The organism is Nonomuraea sp. NPDC049784, assembly GCF_040659615.1.
Taxonomy (GTDB): domain Bacteria; phylum Actinomycetota; class Actinomycetes; order Streptosporangiales; family Streptosporangiaceae; genus Nonomuraea.
Genome location: NZ_JBFAMX010001160.1, coordinates 1 through 1,644 on the forward strand (window position 1 = coordinate 1; position 1,644 = coordinate 1,644).

The 1,644-nt window shown below is 74.8% G+C and carries 3 protein-coding genes; all 3 read left to right on the forward strand.

Annotation, left to right across the window (positions count from 1 at the left end; genetic code table 11):
* Window positions 1–505, forward strand: a 505-nt coding sequence (locus AB0J09_RS64320) for a pyridoxal-phosphate dependent enzyme (protein ID WP_360714290.1), incomplete at its 5' end; no start/stop codon positions are given.
* Window positions 502–1,308 carry a tryptophan synthase subunit alpha gene (gene trpA, locus AB0J09_RS64325; RefSeq protein ID WP_360714292.1) on the forward strand — a complete coding sequence of 269 codons (807 nt, stop codon included), beginning with the start codon at window positions 502–504 and terminating at the stop codon, window positions 1,306–1,308. The genes AB0J09_RS64320 and trpA, both read left to right, overlap by 4 nt.
* Before the next feature lie 5 nt (window positions 1,309–1,313).
* The coding region (locus AB0J09_RS64330; RefSeq protein ID WP_360714294.1) for a GntR family transcriptional regulator at window positions 1,314–1,644 on the forward strand (331 nt) is incomplete at its 3' end.

Sequence of the window (1,644 nt, forward strand, 5' to 3'; positions counted from 1 at the left end):
CGCCGAGCTGCGGACCGGCGTGCCGGACTACGTGGTCGCGTGCGTCGGCGGCGGCTCCAACGCGGCCGGCACGTTCGCCGGATTCGCCGACACCCCGGCGCGCCTGGTCGGTGTCGAGGCGGAGGGCGGCGCCGGGGCGGCCCGCGGCCGGCTCGGCGTCCTGCACGGCTGCCGCTCGCTGTTCCTGCAGGACGACGACGGGCAGATCACCGAGCCGCACTCCATCGCCGCCGGGCTCGACTACCCGGGAGTCGGCCCGGAGCACGCCCACCTGCGCGACCTGGGACGGGCCCGCTACGTCACGGTGACCGACGACGAGGCGGTCGGCGCGGCGGTACGGCTGGCGCGTACCGAAGGCATCGTCCCGGCGCTCGAATCGGCGCACGCGCTCGCCTGGATAATCCGCGCGGCGGGCGGCGGCGACCTGCCCGCAGGATCGACGGTGCTGATGACGTTGTCCGGCCGGGGCGACAAGGACGTCTCAACCCTGAAGGAGCTGCTGTGACGAACCCCACGCTGGCCACGGGCGCGGTCGAACGCCACCTGCGTGCCCGCCGCGACACCGGCCGCGGCCTGCTCATGCCGTACGTCACCGGGGGGATCACGCCCGGCTGGACGGAGTACCTGCGGGCGTTCGCCGCCGCCGGGGCGGACGCGATCGAGGTCGGCCTGCCCTTCTCCGACCCCACGCTGGACGGCGTCACCATCCAGCAGGCCAGCGACACGGCACTGGCCCGGGGGGCGAGCACCCGCCGGATCCTCGCCGACCTGTCCGGCATGCCGGACCTGGGCGTGCCGCTGGTCGCCAGCACCTACTACAACCTGGTGCTGCACGACGGCCCCGAGGCGTTCTGCGCCGCGCTGCGCCGGGCCGGCGTCGGCGGCCTGATCGTGCCCGACCTGCCGGTGCACGAGGCGGACGAGCTGACGGACGTGGCCGCCACCGCCGGGATCGAGCTGGTCCTGCTGGCGTCGCCGGCGACGCCGCAGCCGCGGCTGGCGGAGATCTCGAGCCGCAGCCGCGGATTCGTCTACGCGGTGTCGTTGATGGGCACCACGGGTGAGCGGGCCGCCCTCGCCGCTTCGGCGGCGGAGCTCACCGAGCGGATCAGGCGCGTCACCGACCGGCCGGTCTTGCTAGGATTTGGCATTTCCACCCCGGACCAGGCACGCGAAGCCCGCCGGCACGCCGACGGCGTGGTGGTCGGCGCCGCGGCCATGCGGCGGGTGCTCGACGGGGCTGGGCCGGACGACCTGCGGGCCTTCCTCGCGACCCTGCGGCGGGCCCTCGACCAGGAGTGTGACTGACCACGATGACCCCCGACGCCGGGCACGAGGCGAGATACCGCGCCATCGCCGCCGACCTCGCCGCGAAGATCCGGTCGGGACACTACGCCCCCGGTGAGGCCCTGCCGCCGCAGCGGGAGCTGAGCGCCTCCTACGGGGTGACCCTCATGACGCTGCGCCAGGCGTTGCGGGAGCTCAGCGACGAGAAGCTGATCGTGCAGCAGCCCGGCAAGGGCACGTTCGTCGCCCCGCCCCACCTGGCGTACCAGCTCGACTCGCTCCGCAGCCTGGTCGACGACCTGCGTAAACAGGGCCACGACGTGCGCACCGCGGTGGCCGGGCGGGCGGTGCGCCGGG